At 40.4% G+C, this 20,204-nt stretch carries 17 protein-coding genes, 2 tRNA genes and 1 CRISPR repeat array (1 of these 20 only partly in view); of the genes, 4 read left to right on the top strand and 15 right to left on the bottom strand.

Annotated elements, in window-relative coordinates:
* A CRISPR array of direct repeats spans positions 1–1,086; the repeat unit is 32 nt; unit sequence GTTTCAATTCACGGCCATCTGGGGGATGGCCG (it extends 1,393 nt beyond the left edge of the window).
* Between the two features lie 189 nt (positions 1,087–1,275).
* The 15 genes from cas2 to ACNAV8_RS00915 all read right to left on the bottom strand — a co-directional run bounded on the left by cas2 (position 1,276) and on the right by ACNAV8_RS00915 (position 15,789).
* On the bottom strand, positions 1,276–1,569 hold the full coding sequence (gene cas2 / locus ACNAV8_RS00985; protein WP_103853153.1) for a CRISPR-associated endonuclease Cas2: 294 nt from the start codon (positions 1,567–1,569) through the stop codon (positions 1,276–1,278).
* 9 nt (positions 1,570–1,578) lie between these two features.
* The gene (gene cas1c / locus ACNAV8_RS00980) at positions 1,579–2,592 is read right to left on the bottom strand and encodes a type I-C CRISPR-associated endonuclease Cas1c (RefSeq protein WP_103855785.1); all 1,014 of its coding nucleotides are present in this window, start codon (positions 2,590–2,592) and stop codon (positions 1,579–1,581) included.
* A 59-nt stretch (positions 2,593–2,651) separates the two neighbouring features.
* On the bottom strand, positions 2,652–3,263 hold the full coding sequence (cas4, locus tag ACNAV8_RS00975) for a CRISPR-associated protein Cas4 (RefSeq protein WP_103855784.1): 612 nt from the start codon (positions 3,261–3,263) through the stop codon (positions 2,652–2,654).
* A 3-nt stretch (positions 3,264–3,266) separates the two neighbouring features.
* A complete protein-coding gene (gene cas7c, locus ACNAV8_RS00970) occupies positions 3,267–4,130 on the bottom strand; it encodes a type I-C CRISPR-associated protein Cas7/Csd2 (protein WP_103855783.1) in 864 nt (287 codons plus the stop codon).
* A gap of 3 nt (positions 4,131–4,133) precedes the next feature.
* The gene (cas8c, locus tag ACNAV8_RS00965; RefSeq protein WP_103855782.1) at positions 4,134–5,939 is read right to left on the bottom strand and encodes a type I-C CRISPR-associated protein Cas8c/Csd1; all 1,806 of its coding nucleotides are present in this window, start codon (positions 5,937–5,939) and stop codon (positions 4,134–4,136) included.
* Positions 5,936–6,613, bottom strand: a complete 678-nt coding sequence (gene cas5c / locus ACNAV8_RS00960) for a type I-C CRISPR-associated protein Cas5c (protein WP_103855781.1) — start codon at positions 6,611–6,613, stop codon at positions 5,936–5,938. The genes cas8c and cas5c overlap by 4 nt, the downstream gene beginning before the upstream one ends.
* 38 nt (positions 6,614–6,651) lie before the next feature.
* On the bottom strand, positions 6,652–8,871 hold the full coding sequence (gene cas3, locus ACNAV8_RS00955; RefSeq protein ID WP_415777048.1) for a CRISPR-associated helicase Cas3': 2,220 nt from the start codon (positions 8,869–8,871) through the stop codon (positions 6,652–6,654).
* Positions 8,872–9,093: 222 nt separating this feature from the next.
* Positions 9,094–9,180 (bottom strand) — tRNA-Leu (locus ACNAV8_RS00950).
* Between the two features lie 2 nt (positions 9,181–9,182).
* Positions 9,183–9,258: transfer RNA gene (locus ACNAV8_RS00945), tRNA-Gly, on the bottom strand.
* A 258-nt stretch (positions 9,259–9,516) separates the two neighbouring features.
* Positions 9,517–10,065 (bottom strand): CDP-diacylglycerol--glycerol-3-phosphate 3-phosphatidyltransferase, encoded by a 549-nt coding sequence (gene pgsA, locus ACNAV8_RS00940; RefSeq protein ID WP_103853160.1) that lies wholly within the window; start codon positions 10,063–10,065, stop codon positions 9,517–9,519.
* 118 nt (positions 10,066–10,183) lie between these two features.
* Complete coding sequence (locus ACNAV8_RS00935) at positions 10,184–13,048, bottom strand: valine--tRNA ligase (protein ID WP_415777047.1); 2,865 nt, start codon at positions 13,046–13,048, stop codon at positions 10,184–10,186.
* A gap of 19 nt (positions 13,049–13,067) precedes the next feature.
* Complete coding sequence (locus ACNAV8_RS00930) at positions 13,068–13,646, bottom strand: hypothetical protein (RefSeq protein ID WP_103855938.1); 579 nt, start codon at positions 13,644–13,646, stop codon at positions 13,068–13,070.
* Positions 13,627–14,880, bottom strand: a complete 1,254-nt coding sequence (locus tag ACNAV8_RS00925) for a DUF262 domain-containing protein (protein WP_415777046.1) — start codon at positions 14,878–14,880, stop codon at positions 13,627–13,629. The genes ACNAV8_RS00930 and ACNAV8_RS00925 overlap by 20 nt, the downstream gene beginning before the upstream one ends.
* 28 nt (positions 14,881–14,908) lie before the next feature.
* Positions 14,909–15,346 carry a GNAT family N-acetyltransferase gene (locus ACNAV8_RS00920; protein ID WP_103855939.1) on the bottom strand — a complete coding sequence of 146 codons (438 nt, stop codon included), beginning with the start codon at positions 15,344–15,346 and terminating at the stop codon, positions 14,909–14,911.
* A complete protein-coding gene (locus ACNAV8_RS00915; RefSeq protein ID WP_103855940.1) occupies positions 15,346–15,789 on the bottom strand; it encodes a DNA polymerase III subunit chi in 444 nt (147 codons plus the stop codon). Before ACNAV8_RS00915 ends, ACNAV8_RS00920 begins: the two co-directional genes overlap by 1 nt.
* Before the next feature lie 242 nt (positions 15,790–16,031).
* Here ACNAV8_RS00915 and fumC point away from each other — a divergent pair, with 242 nt between their 5' ends.
* The 4 genes from fumC to ACNAV8_RS00895 all read left to right on the top strand — a co-directional run bounded on the left by fumC (position 16,032) and on the right by ACNAV8_RS00895 (position 20,159).
* Entirely contained in the window at positions 16,032–17,426 is a 1,395-nt protein-coding gene (fumC, locus tag ACNAV8_RS00910; protein ID WP_103855941.1) for a class II fumarate hydratase, read from the top strand.
* A 200-nt stretch (positions 17,427–17,626) separates the two neighbouring features.
* Positions 17,627–19,171: an anthranilate synthase component I gene (trpE, locus tag ACNAV8_RS00905; RefSeq protein ID WP_415777045.1), complete on the top strand. Its 1,545-nt coding sequence runs from the start codon at positions 17,627–17,629 to the stop codon at positions 19,169–19,171.
* A gap of 9 nt (positions 19,172–19,180) precedes the next feature.
* Positions 19,181–19,762 (top strand): aminodeoxychorismate/anthranilate synthase component II, encoded by a 582-nt coding sequence (locus tag ACNAV8_RS00900; protein ID WP_103855942.1) that lies wholly within the window; start codon positions 19,181–19,183, stop codon positions 19,760–19,762.
* 10 nt (positions 19,763–19,772) lie between these two features.
* On the top strand, positions 19,773–20,159 hold the full coding sequence (locus ACNAV8_RS00895; protein ID WP_415777044.1) for a tautomerase family protein: 387 nt from the start codon (positions 19,773–19,775) through the stop codon (positions 20,157–20,159).
* Positions 20,160–20,204 lie beyond the last annotated feature (45 nt).

Genomic DNA, 20,204 nt, shown 5'->3' with positions numbered 1-20,204 from the left:
TTTCAATTCACGGCCATCTGGGGGATGGCCGTAGACCGCGTGGCGGTTGATGTATCAGACATCAGCGTTTCAATTCACGGCCATCTGGGGGATGGCCGAACTTTTTATAGTTTTATTATAACGTTTCAATTCACGGCCATCTGGGGGATGGCCGCGGCGGGGCGGTTTGGGCAGCACACCCCCTAAGGGTTTCAATTCACGGCCATCTGGGGGATGGCCGTTACATTAATTAATACTTTTTTCCGTTATCTATTCTGTTTCAATTCACGGCCATCTGGGGGATGGCCGGTCAGTATTATGACTATGTGCAGGGTAGTGATACAGTTTCAATTCACGGCCATCTGGGGGATGGCCGGGCTTGCCCGCTTTGCTTTTGTGTTGATGATAGGATGGTTTCAATTCACGGCCATCTGGGGGATGGCCGGCGTGTAAAGACTCTATTGAGCTTATTGAAACAAGTTTCAATTCACGGCCATCTGGGGGATGGCCGAGGGGATTGGCATAACCATTATAGCTCACAATCTGTTTCAATTCACGGCCATCTGGGGGATGGCCGGTACAAATCATATTAGTGCTAATGCAATAACTACTGTTTCAATTCACGGCCATCTGGGGGATGGCCGGGTGCAATCGCCACAATAAACGATTAAAACTAACGGTTTCAATTCACGGCCATCTGGGGGATGGCCGGTTAAATGATGGCGAATTAATGCTAGCAATTGCCGTTTCAATTCACGGCCATCTGGGGGATGGCCGTATGGATTTTAAAGAATTTTTAAAGCCACTAGTAGTTTCAATTCACGGCCATCTGGGGGATGGCCGTATGGATTTTAAAGAATTTTTAAAGCCACTAGTAGTTTCAATTCACGGCCATCTGGGGGATGGCCGTTATATTACTGTAATATATTACGCCAAGACTTAAGTTTCAATTCACGGCCATCTGGGGGATGGCCGCTTTTGTTTTTTATTTTGGTATAATTATCATCAATGTTTCAATTCACGGCCATCTGGGGGATGGCCGCGCCAACCGAAACCATTGCAATATCCATTAGATGTTTCAATTCACGGCCATCTGGGGGATGGCCGAGCACAGGGAAAAAATATAACAAAAATAAGGCGTTAACCTTATTATTTCGCTAATCATTCTTTTCTGTGCGAGGACGGATTATAGCATAATCATTGCTGAATAAAATTTAGAATTAATTATTTGATTTTTAAAGAACAATGATACTTCGCTAAGCTAGCAGGAATTTGATGAGAACAGCAGGTTAGCGATTATAGAATTATGGCATCTTGGAAAATATCAATTGATGGTTTGGCGCCGTGATGCTCTACTTTTCTGCGCCATTTACTTCCTAAATGGTAAAAGCGTAAACTATCAGTTTCAGGGTTATAGGTATCCAATAGTTTAGATTTTAATACCACCCATTGATCTGGGGCGATATCACATTCAAACACGGAATATTGCACGCGAACACCATAATCAAGACAATGTTTCGCAATACGGCGCAAACGCGCTTGGCCCTGTGGATCATCAAGAGAAATATCATAAGTAATCAGCATTAACATATTGTTATCCTAACGCATTAAAAATGGAGGATATTGCGCTAAATCACCGCGTAAATGCCGTGCCAGTAGCATTGCTTGTATATGAGGTAATAATCCTATTGCAACATCTTCCTGCAAAAATGGGTGAAGTATTTTTTCCTGTTTCTTCGCTTGCCAAGCTTGAAATAGGCTTTTTCGCATTTCGGGTTTCAAATTAACTGCACCGCTGCTTTCTTTTACAAAATCACTTGGTTTAATTTGCCCACGGTTAATTAGGCTTAATACGGTTCTATCCACCAACCAAGCACGAAATTCTTCCAATATATCTTGTGCTAAACTATCTCTGCCCGGACGATCAGCATGTAAAAAGCCAACTTGCGGATCTAGCCCCACACCTTGCAAAGCACCACTAATTTCCTTACCTAAAATACTATATAAAAATGATAACAGCGCATTCACTTCATCACGCGGTGGACGGCGTGAACGTCCGTGAAAAATAAAACCGTTCTTATCCCGCAATAAATGATGAAAAACACTAAAGTAACGAGATGCAGCTTCGCCCTCAATACCACGAATAGTCTCCAACTCGTCAGCTTGCTTAAGCTCCCTTAAACGTGCATTTAAACCATAAATAGCCTGTTGAATTTCTTGATTTTCACCATAATTTCTCAACTGCCGTTGTAAAACGCGCTTAGATGATTGAATTTTAGCCGCGATAATATGACGAGCAATGGTGGTAGGTTTTTCTGCGGAATAGTGATATTGCGCTCGACGTAATAATACATTTCCACTTTGTCGGCCTTGTAAGCGCCCTAAATAGCGTCCATTTTCAGTGAAAAAGGCAAGATTTACATTATTTTCGCCACAAAATCCCATTAAAAATGGAGATACTAGCACATTACCAAAACAGAATATGTGTCCGATAGAATGAATAGGAAGCTGTGCCACTTTTTTACGCTCTTGTTCAATCACAAGCGTTTCTCTTTCTTTATGCAAATAACTGCCTTGTGTCGTAATATAAATGGTATTTTGTAGTTTTTTCATCGTAAAAATTCACCTAATTAAGATTAAAAAACTCATCATTTTTATACCGCACTTTGCTTTTATTCTTTCTCATCAAACAACCTTTTGATATAAGATTGCGATTTATCTTTTTCCAATAATGCAGGCTGGCAAAGTTCAATTAAGGAACAAGCCTTACAGTGTTTTCCATATTGTGGTGCAGGCGTTATGCCGCTTTCTAACAATGCTTGTACATTCGCAATGGTATCTAATGTTCTCTTTCTTAATTCAGCTGAAAACAAAACAGGTAAGCGATGTCGCGTTTGTAAATACCATATCGCCCCTTCCGTAATAGACTGCCCTGTCATTTCTTCTAAACATAATGCTTGAGCGCAAAGTTGAATTTCATCAATAGGTTCAAGTTTAGGTTTGCCACGTTTATACTCTATAGGCTTTAATTGACCTGAGCTAAGATCTTGCTCTACGAGATCCAAAATTCCCGCTAATCCAAGCTGTTGCGCGCAAACATGTACGGTTCGCTCAAAACGAATTCCCTTACGGCTTTCAGGCTCGCCTGAATCGACACGCTCGTGCAAGGTTCTTCCTTGTGCCGTAAGCAAGTTTTCTTCCCACGCTTGCTCGTTATGGATTAACGCACATTGGCGTGGGCAGAATGCATAATGCTGTAATGCCGAAAGGGAAACGATATACATTGGTTAAATTAATTCTTCAACCGTTACGCCTGTTAACCCATCAGTATTCACTGAGATACGGTAATCATCAAATGACTGTGCAGGCATTGCCATATCACCATTCACACGTTCTACGGTGACTCGCTCAAATAATTTATGCGCTGGCTGATTGCCTAAGGAGTCTTGATGTTTAAATACCACCAGTTTGCGTGCTACCATTTCACCACGCGCGGCAGAATGATCGTGTTCAAACATTAGCTGTAAAGCCTGCCATAACTTCTGTAAATCGTCATCACTAAAGCCCGTTTTCTCTGCTAATTTTGCAGAAATAAAGCCGTGTACACGATAAAGTCCGTAAGGAACAATGGCTTTACGCCCCATAGTACGTTCTTTTTCAAGATCTTTCTCATTGGTTACTGCCATACGCGTAATAGAAAGCTCCACTGGAACAATTGGATCGATTGATTGTGCAAAGGCAAATTGCACTGGACCACGAACTTGACCGCTATTAACTTCAGTCGTCATTACTGCACCAAAACTACGAACATCAAAGAAATTTTTGCACATCCACGCGGTAATTTCGCGTGCTTTGACTTCATCTTTCGGTAGTTTTTTCGCTTCAGGCTTAATAGACAATGCTTCATAAGCACGTTTATTTTGTAAATTCAACACGCTTTTTTCTTTCACATAAATCTCGTAGCCTGGCTCATTTTCATAGCATAATTCAATAAAATTACGGATCTTACGTTTTAAACAAACATCTGTAACCAAGCCTTTGCTGGTTTCAGGATCCATACGCGGTAAATTTCCTGCATCAGGATCACCATTTGGATTCCCATTAGTAACATCAAAAAAATATACAAATTCATAACGATTCTGGATAGTCATTTTTTACTCCTTGATTGATTCGGTTTCATCAGCATTGACTTTTTTGCTGAAATAACGTTCTTTTTCTTGATAATAGCCTAATGCAAAGCGTCCTTGTTCCTCAATATTCAAATGACGCGGGAAAACGGTTGGTAATTTTGCTAAAATTGCAGCAAGCTCCTTACTTAAATTAATCGCCATCCCCACTTTGTCTTTCTTTAAGCGAGAAAAATGATGCTGAGCCCCTTTCAGAAGACGTGGGAAAACTGAATACGGCACAGTAGATGCCGAGGCATAATAACGATCGACAATATTTGCATTGAGATCACCCAACGCTTGGTATTGAACGCGTTCTAACAACGCAAACAATCGCCCAAGAAGATAAGCTGTATGATCATTATTTTCATCTAATTCCATAGGAACTCCTTGTTTTATCAAACCTTTTCTAAATCGCCGCTGAAGTACGGCTTTAACCATTGCAATTCTTAATCCTGTTATTTGTCCATCCGCTCTAAATCGCATCAGTAATTGAGATAATAAATTCATCGGATAAAGACTATCAGTAAAAATAGCTCGAGCCAGCTCCCCTGCGAGTACTGGGGAAATATTCTCAGATTTGCCTTTGCCAACGCGATCTAATGGCGTTGTTTGCAATAATAAACGCCAAATAGAAGGTGGCGTTTTCCAAGGGCGAGGATTAAGCGCAAGATCCTGCCAATGCATCGCTAAGTTATTGGCCAGCTCGCCAAAATTGGTCTCCAACCAAAAACGAATAGAAATTCTTGAGGCATTGGGCGCTAAACCTAAAATGAAAAAACGGGTATTCGGCGCTATTCCTGGATTAATCTCTTGCAAAGGTCTGCCTTTACTCATTTTTTCTAGCATATCAAAAATAGGGCTATTCTCTTGCTCATCATCAGGTGGTGTCAAAAAACTAGCAAAGAATTGTTCTGCCAGCTCCGCTTGTTCAACATCCTCTGCTTCCGCCCAAAAAACGGTACTTGTATCGCCAATCATTAAATGATGATGTTTATTGCGTAATAAATAATTTAACGCTGTGGTATAAGCAAATGCAGCTTGTTCTGAAACAGGCGCATTATCACCTTGATCCTTATTAAAAGAAGTAAAGGCATCTTTATTGAAAGAAATTATCGAACCTCCTGAGCTTTGCCCTCCCTGTACCCCTTTAACTGAAGGGTGCAAGCGAGCAATAGGCGCTTTTTCCCCCGTAATTAAACAAATTCCTTCCGTCTTATCATTCGTGGATAATAAACCTGTCCATAAATTTTGTGCTTCAATACTTTGGTGAATATATTCATTTTCACCATCTAGTTTAAATACAACATTGGCATCTAATATTTCAATAGGGCAAAGAGAGTCTGTAAATTTTTCAGGATCCCAAGTTGTTAAGAATTTCATCAAGGCTTGCAAGCCTTTATCTTGAGTATCCACTAATGCTTCTAAATGAAACTGTTTGAACGCATCGAAAGTATGACGAGACAGCAACGCTGGCTGCACTTTCGCACTGGCTTTATCCTGATTGGTTTCCACCCCAAGCACATAAGCCGTTTTATCCCATAAGAAAAAAGGATTTGGTGTTGTTCCAGGACGTTTAAAAGAATTCGGTACTCGTATTAACTTCGGTCTTGGCTTTTTGTCATCCGTCAAATTAGGAATGACATCAACCAACTCTCCCTTTGGATTTAGCACTAAAATATAGCCAATTTTTTCTTCACTAAATCCATAAGAAGGGACTTTAGGTTCACCGGTATCACGATCCTTTTGTGCAGATAAACGTTGATAATAACGAACAAGCGATAATAAAATCACGATACCACCTCCTCGGCCATAAAAGGCGGCACCGTAATAATGCCATCTTGCATTTTGGCTCTAAAAAAGTGCGGTGTATTTTTATGCTGAAAATCAATATCGTGCAACATCCAACCTAAATCGCGCTGACGATCATCTTCCTCTAACAAACATTCTGGTAATGCTTCACCTTCATTAATAAAGGCAAATTCAGCAGGAAACTCCCTCACTCCCATACAAGGTTGTTGGAAGCATTGTCCTTTCATCGCTCGGCGTTTAAACATCTCTAAATGCTTGGTTAGATTATCACTTTCGCCCGCTTTATCTGTCATTACAATATGAGCTTCAATAACATAAGCAACATTTTTTAATACAGTGGCGGCACGTTGTTGACGATCTTCTTCAATGATAGTATAAAGTCCTTCAACACTTTTACGTTTCATTGCCCCATTTACTTTAGTGGCTGGCAGCTTACTCCCCAATTCATTTCTGCGAATAGATTCAAACTGGATAGGTTTCAGCACATAGATCTTATCTATCACCCAGTTTATTGCAGGCTTCCAATGGATCGCTGATAATATCCCCCGCGCAGCTGAAGGGGTTATCACATCATAAGATACCCGTTCCACCTTCATTTCTGGGCGGGTGAAACAGGCATAGTCCCCCCAAATATGTAATCTCACTTTATTTTTCATCCACTACTCCATTTATTCTATGGTTATGCTATGGCAACTTACCAAGCACAATTTTCCGCAGCAATAAATTCTGGCGTATCCCAATTTAATCCAGAATGTTCACTATATAAATCCCGATTAATCAAATAATAAAACTGCTCACCGAAACGCTCTCTATTGATTAAATCAAGCGCACCACGCTGATAAAGTGCGGTCAAAATTTTCTCAGAAATTTGGATCGTATAGGGTTGTAACTTGCGTAAAATCCCCCCAATTTGTTCGACATTTTGCAGGCTATCGATAAGTTTTTCGGCCTCTTCATTAAAAGGAATAATCAAAGGCACAAGATGGCTTTGAATCATTTGAAATTTTTTCGCCATGGCTTCAAAAGGGAAATTTAGCCTTGCATTATGGCAATCTGCTAAAATGCCTGCTTTATCGAGTTCACTCCCCTTTGAAGCATAAACCTGCTTGAAATAATTTAAAATAGCATCTGGTGCAAGTAAATCGGACTGATGTAAGCGTACAACTGAGCGCATACAGGCCGAAAGTACGTTTAACTCCGCCGGCGGCTTCCACTGCTCTTCAGGCTTAAAAATAAAAACTAAACTTTCGCTCTGCGCCCGTTTACCCTCGCGATTACAACGTCCTGCCGCTTGAGCAACGGAATCTAAGCCTGCTTCCGCACGCATTACCAGCGGGAAATCGACATCCACACCCGCCTCAATTAAAGATGTTGAAATCACCCGACAAGGTTTGCCTTCTTTCAAGCAATGACGAATCTCATCAAGTATTTGTGTACGATGTTTAGCACACATCAAGGTGGAAAGATGAAAACATCCCGCCAAGGATTTCGCTAAATGATACAAATGCTGGGCGTGCTTACGATTATTGACAATAATCAGAATTTGTGAATTTTCAGTTAAATAATTGAGTAAAGACTCATCTTTTTGTTCACCAATATGCTGTACAGTGGTACGCGCCAATCGTTCAAATAATTGCTCAGGATTTGGCGCAATTTCGCGTAAATTCTCAAATCCTTTATAGAAACCGTGTTGCTGATGAATCGCAGGTTGAGTCGCGGTACACATTACCACCGAACAGCGATAATTACGCGCAAGTTCATCAATTGCTGCCATAATCGGACGTAATAAATTGAGCGGTAACATTTGTGCTTCATCTAAAATAATCACACTTCCTGTAATATTATGTAGTTTACGGCAACGAGATGAACGATTTGCAAATAAAGATTCAAAAAATTGCACCGCAGTGGTTACCACAACAGGCATATCCCAATTTTCAGAAGCTAAGCGCAATTTATCTTTGCTATGTTTATCCGCCAATTTTTCGTCATCAAAGGTACTATGGTGCTCTAACACCGCTTTCTCACCAAGATCACCAAATGCCTGACGAAATTGTGCGGCATTTTGCTCAATAATACTCGTAAAAGGAATCACATAAATAATACGGCGAAGTTGGTAAATCTTGGCGTGCTCAAGAGCAAATGCCATTGACGTAAAAGTCTTTCCACCACCAGTTGGTACGGTTAAAGTAAAGAGTCCAGGTGGTAGTGAGGCTTGCTGTACAGCATAATCAAAAATCTGACTACGCAATTGATTCAGAGCAGAAGGTTTCTGATTAGCTGAAGATTGTCTAAATTTTGACTGAATAAATTGATTGAAATGATGCTGTAAGGTAATAAGATCAGGATAATCACCCCGCTCAATGGAAACATTTTTCCCTTTGGCATAAAAAGCCTCTGTTTCTAAAAAATCTGCATCAACCAAACAAGAATAAAGCATTCGGGTAAAAAAAGACAAAGAGAAAAATTGCTCTGTTTTTGATGGTGTGATAGCAGGAAAAGAAAGTTTATCGGCTAACGGAATTTCATCTTGCCAAGCCTTATCTAAAGCAGGAATGATATTTTCTAAGCGCTGCGCTAAGGTTGTTAAATCCCCTTCTCGCGAACCATTCGCTAACCCAGCGTGATGCCCTGCAATACAAAATGCCATCAGCCAACCGAGTTGAGGGTATTTTTCTACGGCTAATTTAGCTCCAGCAGTTGAATGATCAACTCTCGGTCCACCACGCAAACGCGCTTGATATGGCTCACTATACTTACCAAAATCGTGTAGCAATCCCATATGATATGCAATCTCTTGAGCGCCAAAGTATTGCGCAAAGTCAGCTGCCATTTTCGCAACATTGATCAAATGATCACTTAACAACTGCCAATCTTTCTCTGTCGGATCTTCTGTTGAATGTGCGAAAAAAACCATACACGCTACCGCTTTAAAATGCTCATCATTAGACGGAAGTATATAAAAATCCCCTTATCTTTCAATCAGTAAAACAAAATTTTGTGATACATTTCACATTGTTTTTGAAAGTGCTTAAGTTTAAGCTAGGGAAAACGTAAATTACGCGGCAGAACGGAAAATTATAGATATAAAAAAAGCCGCTCTTGGCGACTATCTTATTGATTTAATTATGCTTTAAAATGGTGCCCGAGGGCGGACTTGAACCGCCACGACTCGAAAGTCGAGGGATTTTAAATCCCTTGTGTCTACCGATTTCACCACTCGGGCGTTGGAGCGGGAAACGAGGCTCGAACTCGCGACCCCGACCTTGGCAAGGTCGTGCTCTACCAACTGAGCTATTCCCGCATAATTAGCTAACCATCCGGCCTTGCTAAACAACGAGGTGCATTTTACGGATTTACGCCGATTAGTCAAATAGAAATTTCTTACTTTGTGTTTGATTGACTAAAAAAAATTCACTTTCTATAAATTCGTTTATTTTGAAAGCAGAGCTTGGTGATTTCCACTTCGATATTATTTTTAGCTTAGCTCTTCCACAAAAAAATTGATAAAAAAACACCGCACTTAGTTATCTACCCAAGTGCGGTGTAATTTTTGAGAATTTTATTCTTCTAATAAATTATCTTTTGCGGCTTTGAGATATTGTAGCATTGACCAAACCGTTAAAATCGCGGCGATATATAAGAATACGATACCTGCAATTTCCATTAAAACATTATAACGCCATAGCAATCCGCCTAATGCCAGCATTTGTGAAGCAGTTTTCACTTTGCCAAGCCAAGACACGGCCACTTTGCTACGACTGCCGATTTCAGCCATCCACTCACGCAAAGCAGAAACGATGATTTCCCTTGAGATCATTACAATCGCGGGCAAGGTTACCCAAAAACTGTGTTGATATTCCACCACTAATACCAGTGCGGCAACTACCATCACTTTGTCCGCAACGGGATCGAGAAATGCGCCAAAGGGCGTGCTTTGATTCCATTTTCGTGCCAAATAGCCATCGAACCAGTCTGTAACAGCGGCAACAAAAAAGATCGCAGTGGTTAAAAATGGCGCCCAAGCAAAAGGGAGATAAAACGCCAAGACAAAAAATGGGATAAGCACCACACGGAATAAGGTCAGAATTGTTGGGAAGTTTAATTTCATAGGGCGTAACAATCACAGAAAATAGATAATCGTTGATTATTTTAAAGCATATTTTTCTAATTAGAAAACACTATTTAAAAAAATATCCCTCTGAAAAGAGGGATATTTTTGCTCGAAATTAAAGAGCTTCGATCGCCTGATATTGCGCTTGAACTTTTGCAATCGCTTCTTGATAGCCTTGCATTTTTTCACGTTCTTTCGCAATCACTTGCTCAGGGGCTTTCGCTACAAAGGCTTCATTGCTCAATTTGTTTTCAATACGCGCAATTTCACCGTTGAGTTTTTCTAGCTCTTTGGTTAAGCGTGCTAGCTCGGTTGCTTTATCAATAAAGCCAGCCATTGGAATAAGAAGTTCCGTGTTGCCAACTAATTTGGTTACTGAGAATGGCGCTTCTACCCCATCATTTAACACTTCAACGCTGTCTAATTTCGCCATACTTGCTAATAATGTGCAGTTATCGGCGAGAATTTGTTGCTGTTCTGGCGTTAAATGGCGTAATAGTGCGTCTAAGCCTTTGCTCGGTGCGATATTACATTCCGCACGGATATTACGCACCGCGATAATAATCTCTTTCAGCCAGTTGATTTGCTGTTCGGCTTGCTCATCAAGCTGACTTGGCTCACATTGCGGATAAGGCTGAAGCATAATGGTGTCGCCACTCACGCCAGCAAAGCCTTTCACTTTTTGCCAAATTTCTTCCGTGATGAATGGAATAATTGGGTGAGCTAAACGCAACAATTTTTCCAACACATTCACTAGCGTACGGCTCGCCCCACGTTTTTGAGCATCTGAGCCTTGAGCAAACACGGATTTGGTGAGCTCCAAATACCAGTCGCAGAACTGATCCCAAGTAAATTCATAAATCGCGTTGGCTGCCAAATCAAAACGATATTGCCCAAATGCGGTACGGACAGCTTGGGTCGCTCGGTTAAACGCCGATTGAATCCAACGATCCGCAAGGCTATATTCCACCTCGCCCTCAGACAAATCGAGCTTTTCATTGGTTAGAACGAAACGGCTCGCATTCCACAATTTATTACAGAAATTGCGATAGCCCTCCAAGCGTTTCATATCCCAGTTAATGTCGCGTCCGTTGCTGGCAAGGGCGGCGAGGGTGAAACGCAAGGCATCAGTACCGTGAGCCGCAATGCCATCGGCAAACGCTTTGCGGGTGGCTTTAGCGATTTTTTCCGCTAATTGCGGTTGCATCATATTGCCGGTGCGTTTTTCTAACAAATCTTCAAGGCTGATGCCGTCAATCATATCAATCGGATCAAGCACGTTGCCTTTTGATTTCGACATTTTTTGTCCGTTTTCATCACGGATCAAGCCCGTTACATACACGGTTTTGAACGGCACTTGCGGTTTGCCATTTTCATCTTTGATGAAGTGCATTGTGAACATAATCATTCGTGCCACCCAGAAGAAAATGATGTCAAATCCTGTGATTAACACATCTGTTGGGTGGAACATTTTCAGCTCTTTTGTTTGCTGCGGCCAGCCAAGGGTAGAGAATGTCCACAACGCCGATGAGAACCAAGTGTCTAGCACGTCTTCATCTTGCTTCAGCACCACATCAGAATTTAGCTGATATTTTGACCGCACTTCAGCTTCACTGCGTGCCACATAAATGTTGCCCTCTGCGTCATACCACGCAGGAATGCGATGTCCCCACCACAGTTGGCGAGAAATACACCAGTCTTGAATATCACGCATCCACGAGAAATAGAGGTTTTCATATTGTTTCGGCACAAATTGGATTTCGCCCTCTTCCACCGCTTTGGTCGCCACTTCTGCCAACGGTTTTACGCTCACATACCATTGATCAGTCAGCATTGGCTCAATCGGCACGCCACCACGATCGCCATAAGGCACTTTGAGATCGTGCGGTTTGATTTCTTCCAATAAGCCTAAGGCATCGAAATCCGCCACAATTTGCTTACGTGCGGCAAAACGCTCCATTCCACGATATTTCTCAGGAATTTCAGCCACATAATCCGCTAAGGGTTTGTTGTCCACACCGATGATTTCAGGTTCATCACGAATATCCGCATTCAAAGTCATCACGTTCACCATTGGCAACTGATGACGCTTACCCACTTCGTAGTCGTTGAAATCGTGAGCAGGTGTGATTTTCACTACTCCCGTTCCAAATTCACGATCCACATAATCATCAGCGATAATCGGGATTTCACGATTCGCCAGCGGTAAGATCACGGTTTTGCCGATAAGAGATTGATAACGCTCATCTTCAGGGTGTACCGCTACCGCCGTATCGCCCAGCATTGTTTCAGGACGAGTGGTAGCAACCACTAAATAATCTTTGCCATCTGTCGTTTTTTCGCCGTTAGCTAATGGATAGCGGAAATGCCAGAGCGAGCCTTTACTTTCCTTATTTTCCACTTCGAGATCGGAAATCGCGGTGTGGAGTTTTGGATCCCAGTTTACAAGGCGTTTACCACGATAAATCAAGCCCTCCTCGTGCAAACGCACAAAGACTTCTTTCACCGCCTCAGACAAGCCATCGTCCATTGTGAAACGCTCACGTTCCCAATCAATGGAGTTACCCAAACGTCGCATTTGCTGGCTGATCGTGCCACCTGAATAGGCTTTCCAATCCCAGATTTTTTCAATAAAGGCTTCACGGCCGTAATCGTGGCGAGTTTTGCCCTCTTCCGCTGCGATTTTACGCTCCACCACCATTTGTGTGGCGATCCCAGCGTGGTCTGTCCCCGCCTGCCAAAGGGTATTATCCCCCTCCATACGGTGGAAACGGATCAGGGTATCCATTAAGGTTTGCTGGAAAGCGTGTCCCATATGCAACGATCCTGTTACATTCGGTGGTGGAATCGCAATGCAATAACTCGGTGCATTCGGGTTTTCATTCGGCTTAAAATAGCCCGCTTCTTCCCAGTGTTTATAAAGTGCTTGTTCTACGGCAGAAGGATCAAAACGATCTGCCATTTCAAATTTTTGTGTCATCTTTGGATCTCTATAATTATTAAATAATATTATTTACATCTTTTTTATGAAATTCATCAATTTTCATAATTAGAAATGAGTAATAATGCAAAGCTTCCTTATAATCTCTATAAATTTCTTCAATATCCCTATCATAGTCAGAAAATTTAACACCTTTATGGACAACTATATTTCTTTCCTTTCCTAAGGATAGAAAAGATCTTTCTCCATTTTTCAACTTAGAGAATTTATTTATTTTTTCCTTCATACAATTACAAAAGTTTTCCCCAAATAACATATAGAAACTATTACAATTATTTTTCTCCCATGAAAATAATGTATGATATTTTCTTGATAAAGCTTGGCAATTAATGAAATTATACAGAATATTATTGTTAGACGAAAAAATTTTCGGAAGGCATTCTAATAAATGCCGTTCGAAGGAATTAGCAACTGATATGACAAAAACCTTACGAAAGACATCTATATAATCTTGCTTTAGTGATACCAAAAATGGCAGTTTTATTATATGAATATCTATATCCGAAATGTTCTTTTGATATTCTTTATACATTTTATCTATACGGGTAAAATAATTATTATCCTTTATACAATTCATAAGCAATCTTTAACCTATTAGAAACATTAACTTTTGATGTAGTTTTCCCCGTTGATGCATCTCTAAAATTTTTATTGCATTTTAGCTTTTCCAAATAGCTATGTTCTATTGATATAGTATTAATATTTTTATTTATACAGGCACCTCTACAAACACCATAAAAAACAGCCTCTAAAAATGTAATACTAACATTATTATTCTTTTCATTATTAAAGCTAAAATCTGAACTTGAGAATTTAGATATTTCACTCATAAATTTCTCCCATAAATTATGGTAAAAAATAATATCTTCGCTCTCTATGCTTTTTAGTGCATTTGCAATATTATTTAAAAAACCTGTAATAGAGTTTTGATATTCTATATAACCATTACCATTTCCTTTTTTTAATATAGAATCATGTCCAGCTAAGAGCATGCCAAAGAGCCTCAAAATAAATTCAACATCCTTCAACCTAAGATCTTCATTATCTTTATTTAAAATATTTTTCCTCCATACAACATTCTTATTCATTTGTTTCATTTTTTCTAAAAACTTAGAACTATATAAAGACATTCTTATTTCTTGTGCATTTAAGTTTACCCCACCACTGTTCAATCTATTGAAGATTTCAAACATAGATTGTACATTATCTTCGGAATCTATTGACGGTTTTATAATCATATTTCTGATTGTAGATAAATCTAATGTTGTTTTATCATCAAAATCTAAGGTAGAGTAAGATTGAGAGTCAAATCTATTTTTATTAGGTGATTGATTTGAATTAAGTTTTAATTTAAAATCACTAAAGCATTTATTATCCTCTAAAAAAGAGCTATCTATAAACTCTCCTTTACTTTTATATTCTTTTAGTTTTAATCTTACTTCTTTATTTTGAGTCTTTGGAAAGCGTCCTTTAACGAAAAAGTAGATTGACATCAATCTTTGTTGCCCATCAATGATAAAAAATTCATTTCTAGATTTTTCATATAAAAACATCTGAGGTATAGGAAGTCCAATTAATAAAGACTCAATTAACTTTGATGCTTTATATATATCCCAAACATAATTCCTCTGAAAATCAGGTATTTTAAATATACCAGCATCAAGAAATGATATTATAGTTGATATATTAAAATCATTCGGTGTTGTTACTAATTTAAAATTTTCTGATGGATATAAACTTTCGCTAGAATCTACCTCATCATTATCAAGTAGTGTTTCTGAATTATTTTTTGTATAGTCATTAAAACTCATAGCTATCCTCATTCATCTTATTCATAAATTACATATTTTTTAGCTTCATATCTAAATGCCAAATTCCATCTTCAAGATAAGTTTCAGATATTATACTAAATCCGAAGAATTTGTAAAAATCCTTCAAATAACTTTGTGCTTGGATTAGCACAGGTTCTGTTGCCCAATGTTGTTGGCAATAAGCCAGCGCTTGTTGCACTAACTCTTTGGCTAAGCCTTTGCCCCGTGCCTGTTGTGCGACTAGCACTCTGCCAATATGAATGCCGTCAGCCTGTGGAATAATTCGGCAATAAGCACAAATTTTACCGTCAAATTCTTGCCAAAAATGCACCGCACTTTTATCCCAGTGATCTACTTCTTGATAGGCACATTGTTGTTCCACTACAAACACGGCGGTGCGTAATTGATAAATCGCAAACAATTCTTCTGTGCTAAGTTGGGCAAAGGGTTTTGCAATCCACGACATTAGGCTTGCTCCGTGCTTAATTGCCAACCAAGCTGACGGTATTGTTTATAACGTTCACGGGCAATGGCTTTTTGTGCTTCATCGCTCGGAACAAAATCGATTACTTGGGTAAAACTTGCCACGAAATCAGGCACTTGAGCTTGTAAGTTAATTAACAGCTCACGGCGTTGTGCGTTACGTTTTCCTGCCCAGCTAATTTCAATGGGCGTGGCATATTGGGTGATTTCGCCCGATAAATTATGCGGCACAAACTCTTCTGGCTCTCTTGCCCATAAGGCTTCATCAAGCCGAAATGCCTGTTCTTCACTTTCGCAACTCATCAGCACTTTTTTGCCTAATCGCCAAGCTTGCACAGCCAAATCACAAGCCAAGGTTTCCATTGCGGACAATGGTGCTTTGGGTTGTGTTTTTTGTAAAATATAAAACTGTGCTTGCTTTGCCATAAAAATGCGTCTTTTGCCTGTATGAAATCAAATTTTTAAACGCATAATTTTAACGAAAAATCCGCGAAATAGAAAACATTAATTTTTGCGCTATTAAAAAATTCAAAAAAATCTTACCGCTCTTTATGATCTATATCACAAAACAAAAAATTCGCCCTGCCCTTTACGTTCCATTCCTACTCCCAAAGTGTTAAACTCAAGGCGTTTTCTTATTATTAATTCAATCATTTGAGGTAACTAGAATGGAATTTCGTATTGAAAAAGACACCATGGGCGAAGTGAAAGTACCAGCCGATAAATACTGGGCGGCACAAACAGAACGTTCGCGCAACAATTTCAAAATTGGCCCTGCGGCTTCAATGCCACACGAAATTATTGAGGCGTTTGGTTATTTGAAAAAAGCCGCTGCGTACGCAAACAATGAGCTAGGCGTATTGCCAATGGAAAAACGCGATTTAATCTCGCAAGCCTGCGATGAAATTTTAGCCCATAAACTTGACGATCAATTCCCTTTGGTGATTTGGCAAACGGGTTCAGGCACGCAATCCAATATGAACCTAAATGAAGTGATTGCTAACCGTGCGCACGTTATCAATGGTGGAAAATTAAGGGAAAAATCCATTATTCACCCAAATGATGATGTCAATAAATCACAATCTTCCAATGATACTTATCCAACTGCAATGCACATTGCCGCCTATAAAAAAGTGGTGGAAGTAACCATTCCTTGCATTGAACGCTTACAAAAAACCTTCGCAGCAAAAGCAGAAGCCTTTAAAGATGTGGTGAAAATCGGGCGTACTCACTTAATGGACGCCACGCCACTCACTCTTGGGCAAGAATTTTCTGCTTATGCCGCACAATTAGATTTCGGTTTGCGTGCATTGAAAAACACCCTGCCACACCTTGCACAGCTTGCACTAGGTGGCACGGCAGTCGGCACGGGCTTGAACACGCCAAAAGGTTATGATATAAAAGTGGCGGAATACATCGCAAAATTCACAGGTTTGCCATTCATTACCGCTGAAAATAAATTTGAAGCCCTAGCCACACACGATGCCATTGTGGAAACCCACGGTGCGTTAAAACAATTAGCAATGTCATTGTTCAAAATTGCCAACGATATTCGTTTATTAGCCTCAGGCCCGCGTTCAGGAATTGGGGAAATTTTAATCCCAGAAAACGAGCCGGGTTCATCAATTATGCCGGGTAAAGTGAACCCAACGCAGTGCGAAGCCCTCACAATGGTTTGTGCTCAAGTGTTAGGCAACGACACCACCATTTCCTTTGCAGGCTCGCAAGGGCATTTCCAACTTAACGTGTTCAAACCCGTGATGGCGTACAACTTCTTGCAATCCGCCCAATTATTAGCGGACGCTTGTGTCTCATTTGATGAGCATTGTGCAAGTGGTATTGAGCCTAACTACCCTCGCATTAAACAACAATTAGAAAATTCCTTAATGCTGGTTACCGCACTTAACACGCATATCGGTTATGAAAATGCGGCAAAAATCGCAAAAACCGCGCATAAAAATGGTACAACATTAAGAGAAGAAGCCATTAATCTTGGTTTGGTTACCCCAGAGCAATTTGACGAATGGGTTCGCCCTGAAGATATGGTGGGCAGTTTGAAATAGGGCTAATTTTAGCATTCATCTAAATGTAAAATGTTGGTGAAGAATATTCTTTTCCAACATTTTTTCTATTTTTATCAGCGAAATCAATGAAACAAGCCATTCTGGCTAAATTTTCCTTTTTGATAAAAAACAATCCTTGACAAACCTTCTTTGTACTAGTTTAATAGTACGCAATTATTTTATGCAACAAAGGAATTCTGATGACAACGCCTTTCCTCCACGTTTTTTTGCAAGAAGTGGGTTACCACAACGATCCCACTGCGGTATTTGCTACCTTGTGCCAAGATCAAAAAAACACATTGTTACTTGAATCCGCTGAAATCAGCAGTAAAAATAGCTTAAAAAGTCTATTATTAATCAATTCAGCGTTAAAAATCAGTTGCTTAGGACAATGTGTTACCTTTACTGCGTTAAATGCAAACGGTGCAGCATTGTTACCTTTGGTGCAAGAAAAATTGCAGCCGATTACTCAGTACCTTTCCCGCCAAGATAACCAAATGATCGCAGAATTTACCCCGTTTAGTCATAATCTTGATGAAGACAGCAAATTGCAAGCCCCAACCATTTTTGATGGCTTGCGTTGCTTAACGGATCTTTACAAAACAAGGAATACACCGATTTTTTTAGGCGGTTTGTTCGCCTATGATTTAGTGGCGAATTTTATTCCAATGGAAAACATTACACTGCAAGATGACGGTTTAACCTGCCCCGACTATGTTTTCTATCTTGCGGAACAGTTGCTCGTTCTCGATCATCAGCAACAGCAAGCTCAGCTTCACAGCTTTTGTTTTAGCGAAAATGCACTCAGTGCAGTAAAACAAAGTGCGGTGCAAATTACGCAAAAATTACAAAAAATTGAACCGCACTTAACGGTTCAACCAGCTTCCACGGAAGTGAGTGTAAACATTGAAGATGAGCCATTTAAAGACATTATTCGCCGCTTAAAACACCATATCAATATTGGCGATGTGTTCCAGATCGTGCCTTCGCGCCGTTTTTCTTTGGCTTGTCCGAATAGCCTTGCCACTTATCGCCAATTAAAAGTGAACAACCCAAGCCCTTATATGTTTTATATGCAGGACGAAGATTTCACCTTATTTGGCGCTTCTCCTGAAAGTGCGTTGAAATATAGCCAAGATTCACGTCAATTAGAAATCTATCCGATTGCAGGATCGCGCCCACGCGGTTTTGATGCCCAAGGCAATATCGATCCTGAATTAGATGCGCGTTTAGAACTGGAATTACGGTTAGATAAAAAAGAATTAGCGGAACATTTAATGCTGGTGGATTTAGCCCGTAATGATGTGGCTCGCGTTTGCCAAAGTGACACACGCCAAGTGAAGGATTTAATGCAGGTGGATCGCTATTCCCACATTATGCACTTGGTATCACGCGTGGTGGGTAAACTTCGTCCTGAACTTGATGCCCTACACGCCTACCAAGCCTGTATGAATATGGGAACGCTCACGGGTGCACCGAAAATCAAAGCAATGCAACTCATCTATCAAGTGGAACAACAAAAACGCCACAGTTATGGCGGTGCGGTGGGCTATCTCTCATCAGACGGCAATTTTGATACCTGCATTGTGATCCGCTCGGCTTTCGTACAAAAAGACGTGGCTTATATCCAAGCGGGCTGTGGTGAAGTGCTAGATTCCGATCCGCAAATGGAAGCCGATGAAACCCGCCACAAAGCTCGTGCAGTGATCCACACCATTATGCAAACCAACCAGCTTGCTCAATAAGGAAAGATTATGGCAAATATTGTATTTTTAGATAATTTCGATTCCTTCACTTATAACTTGGTGGATCAATTCCGCACGCTCGGACACCAAGTGCAAATTTACCGTAACGATTGCGACATTGAGCTAGTGGAAAAAATGGCATTACAGCCCAACAGCATTCTTGCCCTTTCGCCAGGGCCGGGTAATCCGCAAGAAGCGGGCATTTTGCTCCCGCTCATTCAACGCCTAAAAGGAAAAGTGCCGATGATCGGCATCTGTTTAGGGCATCAAGCACTGATCGAAGCCTTTGGCGGTGATGTGGTGCATTCTGGCGAAGTGCTACACGGCAAAGTTTCTAACATTCAACACGATGAACAAGCAATGTTCGCAGGCTTAAACAACCCAATGCCTGTGGCACGTTACCATTCCTTAATGGGGGAAAATTTGCCCGATGAATTTGTGGTGAATGCCGAATATCAAGGCATTATTATGGCAATTCGCCACAAAACCCTGCCGATTTGTGGTTTTCAATTTCACCCCGAAAGCATTCTCACCGTGCAAGGGGGGAAATTGTTAGAAAACTCGGTAAACTGGTTGCTTCACCGCGATTAAGGATAAGGCGATGATTATTGTTTATGGATTAAAAGAGCATATTGCCGCAGGCAAAACACAACTGGCAGAGATTATTTACCATTGCCTAAACTTAGAAATGGACATTCCCAAAGGCAAGCATTTTATTTACTTTCAAGGTGCGGAGGCAGAAGATTTATACCTGCCTAGTGGGCGAAGCGAAAATTTCACTGCCATTGAAATTAATTTAATGCAAGGTCGCACGGAATTTACCAAAAAACGACTAATCAAAATGCTGTTTTGTGAATTAGAAAATAAACTCGGTATCTCACCGATTGATGTTGAAATTACCATCCACGAACAACCCGCCCACTGCTGGGGCTTCCGTGGAATGACGGGCGATGAGGCGAAAGATCTAACTTATAGCATTTATCGCTAAATAATTTTGCATTTTGATTATTATAAAGTGTTAAATAATGCACTC

It is taken from the genome of Avibacterium endocarditidis, assembly GCF_965138825.1.
GTDB lineage: Bacteria > Pseudomonadota > Gammaproteobacteria > Enterobacterales > Pasteurellaceae > Avibacterium > Avibacterium endocarditidis.
This window is presented reverse-complemented; position numbering and strand designations above follow the sequence as displayed.

Coding starts and splice junctions, on each gene's coding strand:
- ACNAV8_RS00925 (WP_415777046.1), bottom strand. CDS start 14,880: ATGAGTTTTAATGACTATACAAAAAATAATTCAGAAACACTACTTGAT.
- cas2 (WP_103853153.1), bottom strand. CDS start 1,569: ATGTTAATGCTGATTACTTATGATATTTCTCTTGATGATCCACAGGGC.
- fumC (WP_103855941.1), top strand. CDS start 16,032: ATGGAATTTCGTATTGAAAAAGACACCATGGGCGAAGTGAAAGTACCA.
- cas3 (WP_415777048.1), bottom strand. CDS start 8,871: ATGGTTTTTTTCGCACATTCAACAGAAGATCCGACAGAGAAAGATTGG.
- ACNAV8_RS00935 (WP_415777047.1), bottom strand. CDS start 13,048: ATGACACAAAAATTTGAAATGGCAGATCGTTTTGATCCTTCTGCCGTA.
- ACNAV8_RS00930 (WP_103855938.1), bottom strand. CDS start 13,646: ATGAATTGTATAAAGGATAATAATTATTTTACCCGTATAGATAAAATG.
- cas1c (WP_103855785.1), bottom strand. CDS start 2,592: ATGAAAAAACTACAAAATACCATTTATATTACGACACAAGGCAGTTAT.
- ACNAV8_RS00900 (WP_103855942.1), top strand. CDS start 19,181: ATGGCAAATATTGTATTTTTAGATAATTTCGATTCCTTCACTTATAAC.
- pgsA (WP_103853160.1), bottom strand. CDS start 10,065: ATGAAATTAAACTTCCCAACAATTCTGACCTTATTCCGTGTGGTGCTT.
- cas7c (WP_103855783.1), bottom strand. CDS start 4,130: ATGACTATCCAGAATCGTTATGAATTTGTATATTTTTTTGATGTTACT.
- ACNAV8_RS00895 (WP_415777044.1), top strand. CDS start 19,773: ATGATTATTGTTTATGGATTAAAAGAGCATATTGCCGCAGGCAAAACA.
- cas5c (WP_103855781.1), bottom strand. CDS start 6,613: ATGAAAAATAAAGTGAGATTACATATTTGGGGGGACTATGCCTGTTTC.
- ACNAV8_RS00920 (WP_103855939.1), bottom strand. CDS start 15,346: ATGTCGTGGATTGCAAAACCCTTTGCCCAACTTAGCACAGAAGAATTG.
- trpE (WP_415777045.1), top strand. CDS start 17,627: ATGACAACGCCTTTCCTCCACGTTTTTTTGCAAGAAGTGGGTTACCAC.
- ACNAV8_RS00915 (WP_103855940.1), bottom strand. CDS start 15,789: ATGGCAAAGCAAGCACAGTTTTATATTTTACAAAAAACACAACCCAAA.
- cas4 (WP_103855784.1), bottom strand. CDS start 3,263: ATGTATATCGTTTCCCTTTCGGCATTACAGCATTATGCATTCTGCCCA.